The 4,415-nt window shown below is 69.2% G+C and carries 3 protein-coding genes and 1 pseudogene; all 4 read left to right on the top strand.

The window, feature by feature from the left end; translation table 11 throughout:
- Nucleotides 1-547: pseudogene (locus ACWDX9_RS55575) on the top strand (hypothetical protein); the annotation flags it as partial.
- Nucleotides 548-675: 128 nt separating this feature from the next.
- Nucleotides 676-1,320 (top strand): biliverdin-producing heme oxygenase, encoded by a 645-nt coding sequence (locus ACWDX9_RS55570; protein ID WP_449970791.1) that lies wholly within the window; start codon nucleotides 676-678, stop codon nucleotides 1,318-1,320.
- A 1,321-nt stretch (nucleotides 1,321-2,641) separates the two neighbouring features.
- Complete coding sequence (locus ACWDX9_RS55565) at nucleotides 2,642-3,241, top strand: TetR/AcrR family transcriptional regulator (RefSeq protein ID WP_449970790.1); 600 nt, start codon at nucleotides 2,642-2,644, stop codon at nucleotides 3,239-3,241.
- Between the two features lie 32 nt (nucleotides 3,242-3,273).
- On the top strand, nucleotides 3,274-4,415 hold a 1,142-nt coding region (locus ACWDX9_RS55560; protein ID WP_449970787.1), incomplete at its 3' end, for an MFS transporter.

The raw sequence follows: 4,415 nt of genomic DNA, 5'->3' as shown, positions 1-4,415 counted from the left end.
CGCCGTCAGCGCGCCGACCGCAGACACCACTCGCGGCATGACAGGCGGGCACGACGCTCAGGGTGCAACAGGCCCGCAGGACACCCGCGGCGCGATCGGCGCACAGGACGATCAGGACACGGCAGACTCATACAACGCCCAAAAGGCGACAGGCTCGGTCGGCGCACCGGATCCCACAGGCGCGCACGAGGCGGACTCGCCGGACACCGCAGGCACGCCAAGCCCGCCGAATACCGGGGACACGGCAGACTTGCCGGACACCTGGAGCACGGCAGGCGTACAGGGTGCTCAGGGCGGCGCGACAGGTGCGGCGGTGGCGCCGCTGCGGGTGTGGGCGGGGCTGGGAGAGAACGACTGGGTCAGGTTCGTGCCGAAGGTCAAGCTCGGGCCCGTGGGCTTCGGCGCCGACCCCATGAGCCCTTCGTTCGGAGCTCGTGTCTTCGCTGTGGGCTCAGGCGGCCACAGCGACTACTTCACCCCCGGGACCCCATCGCTGCGTAACCTGGCCCTCATCGCTCTCGGGCACGAAGGCGAGGTGACCTCTTGACGTGGTGTTTCCTGGGTACGAGACAGAAGAACCGGATTTTGATGACATGGTGTCGTCATCAGCTTGACGCCGGATGCCGATGTTTGTGACACTTTGTCATGAAACTTCCGTGCGAGTTGAGGTAGGCCGTGACCACCCCGTTCTCCGAAACCCTGAAGAACGCCACCTGGGCTGACCACGAGTCCGCCGAAGGCGAGAGCTATCTCGCGGAGCTCATGGGCGGCCGGCTGAGCGAGCACGAATACGGCGAGATGGTAGCTCAACACTACTTCGCGTACATAGCGCTTGACGGCGTGTCACACCAACTTGCCGATCATCCGGTGGCGGGCCGGTTCGTCTTTCCTGAGCTGTATCGAGAGCGGGCGCTGGAGCGGGACCTCGCGACGATCTACGGTCCGAGCTGGCGGAGCCGGATCGTGCCGTCCAAGGCCACCCGCACGCTGGTCGCGCGGATCCACCAGATGGCCGATTGGCCGAGCGGCTACATCGCCCACCACTACACGCGCTACCTGGGCGATCTGTCCGGTGGTCAGTTCATCCGCATGGAGCTGCAGAAGATCTACGGGTACGGCACGGGCGGGGGCGTCGACTTCTACATCTTCGACGGGCTGGGCAGCCTGCCGAGGTTCAAGAACGAGTACCGTGCGCGGCTGGACGAGCTCGAGCTGGACGACCGGGAGCGTCAGCGCATGATCCGCGAGGTGAAGCTGGCGTACCAGCTCAACACCGAGGTACTCGCCGAGCTCCTCCACGTCGTCAAGACCGCCGCCTGACGACCAGCACCCCGCCGTCGCGACTGCCGCCTAACGCCCGGCGACCGGCGACCGGCGACCGGCCTCACCAGGCCATCACGACTGCCGCCTAACAGCAGCGACCCGCCGTCACGACTCGGCCTAACAGCCGCGACCCGCCGTCAGAACCGCCGCCTAACCAGCAGGCCTCGCCGCCACGTCCGCCTAACCCCCGGCGACCGGCCTCACCACGCTGTTACGGCTGTCGCCTCCCACCAAACGTGCCCCGCCTCTTGCCCAGCCACCAGCCGCCTGTCATCAGGACCCGCCACTTAGCGGCCGACCTCTCCACGCGGTCACAACTGCCAGCCAATTAGCCACCGACGCCCCCTTACGTTGCGCCGCCCAGCCACCAGCGGCCCCTTGTCGCCGCCGCCACCCAACGCCCGGCGGCCCACCCAGCCACGCCGTCACGGCCACCACCCAACACCCGACGACCTACCCCGCCGCCGTCACGGCCGCCGTCCAAACACCAGCGGGCGCCCTCAACACGCCACCGAAACCGGGACCTGACCCCCGACAGCCGGGCCTCCCCCAACGCCGGAATCACCATCCACCCCCAGCAGCCCCTCGCCACGGCCACCACCCAACACCCCACGGCCCACCCAGCCACGCCGTCACGGCCACCACCCAACACCGACGACCGACCCCGCCGCCGTCACGGCCGCCGTCCAAACACCAGCGGGCGCCCTCAACACGCCACCGAAACCGGGACCTGACCCCCGACAGCCGGGCCTCCCCCAACGCCGGAATCACCATCCACCCCCAGCAGCCCCTCGCCACGGCCACCACCCAACACCCCACGGCCCACCCAGCCACGCCGCCACAGCCGCCACCCAACACCGACGACCGACCCCGCCGCCGTCACGGCCGCCATCCAAATACCAGCGGGCGCCCTCAACACGTCGTCAGGACAGTCCACTAACCACCGGCGTGCATCTCACGACATCATCAGGACCGACCACCAACCACCGGCGGAACCCCTCGCCACGTCGTCAGGACAGTCCACTAACCACCGGCGTGCATCTCACGACATCATCAGGACCGACCACCAACCACCGGCGGAACCTCTCCCCACGTCATCAAGACAAGCCACCAACCACCGGCACGCACCCCCACCACATCATCAAGACCGACCACCACCCGCCGACAGGTGCCCCACCGCATCATCAAGACAAGCCATCAACCGCCGCCAGGTCGTTCTCGCTGGTCCGGTGTCCGTTGGTGGTGGTGGGATTCGGAGGGGAGGGTGAATGAGGGGAGTGCGCGTTGGCTTGTGACGATCTCGGCCTACGATGGGCGTATGCCTCGGATCTCCGCCGCCACGATCGGCGAGCATCGAACGCAGACGCGGGACCGGATCCTGCAGGCCGTCTCCCGGCTGTCCAGGGTGCACGGTATCGACGCGATCTCGATGACGGACGTGGCCGGCGAGGCCGGGATCACCAGGACCGTCCTGTACAACTACTTCCCTGACAAGGCGGCGCTGTTGCTGGCGTTCACCGAGCGGGTGACCCAGTACTTCATCGACAGCTACGAGCAGGAGCTGCCAGGGGGTGCCTCACCGGCTGATCGGCTGCGGGCGTTCGTGCGGCTGCAGTTGGCCGGGCTGGTCGCCCATCCGCACCCGGGTGCCGCCGATCTCAGTGCCGCGCTCGGGCCCGACGCCTACCAGCAACTGGCCGAGCATGTCGCGCCCATGCAGCGCATTCTGGTGGAGATCCTCGAGAGCGGGGTCGAGTCCGGCGATTTCCGGGTGCTCGACGCGCAGGCCACGGCTCGCATGATCCTCGCCGTCATCGGCGCCGAGCGGGTTCCGCTGATCAGCGGGAGCGTGACGGTGGACCGGGCCGGGGAGCTGGTGTCCGAGTTCGTGCTGCGGGCCATCGGCGGACTCGCGTGAGCGGTGCGGCTGACGGCCCGGGGACGGCGCCCGTGAACGGCCATGTCCAACTCGGGTCCGCCCGGGGCCGCTGGATCCTGGCGGCGACCGTGCTCGGCTCCGGGCTGGCGCTGCTCGACAGCACCGTGGTCAACGTCGCCCTCCCGTTCCTGGGCAAAGAGCTCAACGCGGGCATGGACGGCCTGCAGTGGACTATCAACGCGTACACGCTCACCCTCGCCGGGCTGATCCTGCTGGGTGGGTCGCTGGGCGACCGGTACGGGCGGCGGAAGATCTTCTTGATCGGCACCGTGTGGTTCGCCGTGGCCTCGGCGCTGTGCGGGCTGTCGCCGAACATCGAGTTCCTGATCTCGGCCCGAGCCCTGCAGGGCATCGGCGGGGCGTTGCTCACGCCGGGGTCGCTGGCGATCATTCAGGCGTCGTTCGTGCGGCACGACCGGCCCCGGGCCGTCGGGGTGTGGTCCGGGCTGGGTGGTGTGGCCAGCGCGATCGGGCCGCTGCTGGGCGGCTGGCTGGTGCAGAGCGTGGGGTGGCGCTGGGCGTTCCTGATCAACCTGCCGTTCGCGGCGCTGATCGTGCTCGTGACCCTGCGGCACGTGCCGGAGAGCAAGGACGAGGAGGCGGCGGGGCGGTTCGACGTGCTGGGGGCGGTGCTGGCGGCGCTGGCGCTGGCCGGAATCACGTACGGGCTGATCGAGACGGGCGCGCCGATACCGCTGATCGCGGGGCTGGTGCTGGGCGCGGCCTTCGTGGTGACCGAGATCCGCAGGTCGCCCGACGCCCTGGTGCCGGTGGAGATCTTCCGCAACCCGGTCTTCACCGCCGTGAACGTGGTGACGCTGATCATGTACGCGGCCATGGGCGTGGTGTTCTTCCTGCTCGTGGTCCAGCTCCAGGTGGTGTCCGGATTCGGGCCCATCGCGGCGGGGCTGGCGATGCTGCCGACGACGATCCTGATGCTGCTCCTGTCGCCCAGGGCCGGAGAGATCGCCAAGCGACGCGGGCCACGCTGGCCGATGACGGGCGGGATCCTGCTCGCGGCCTGCGGGTTCCTCGCGATGAGCACGATCGGGCCGGGCGCCTCCTACGCGCTGCAGGTCCTGCCCGCGGCGACCCTGTTCGGGCTGGGGCTTTCGGCGGCGGTCGCGCCGCTGACCGCGACCGTGCTGGCCAC

This window comes from Nonomuraea sp. NPDC003201, assembly GCF_053590415.1.
This window is presented reverse-complemented; position numbering and strand designations above follow the sequence as displayed.

What these genes read in the sequence shown, in the direction of transcription:
- ACWDX9_RS55565 (WP_449970790.1), top strand. Translation starts at nt 2,642, where the DNA reads ATGCCTCGGATCTCCGCCGCCACGATCGGCGAGCATCGAACGCAGACG.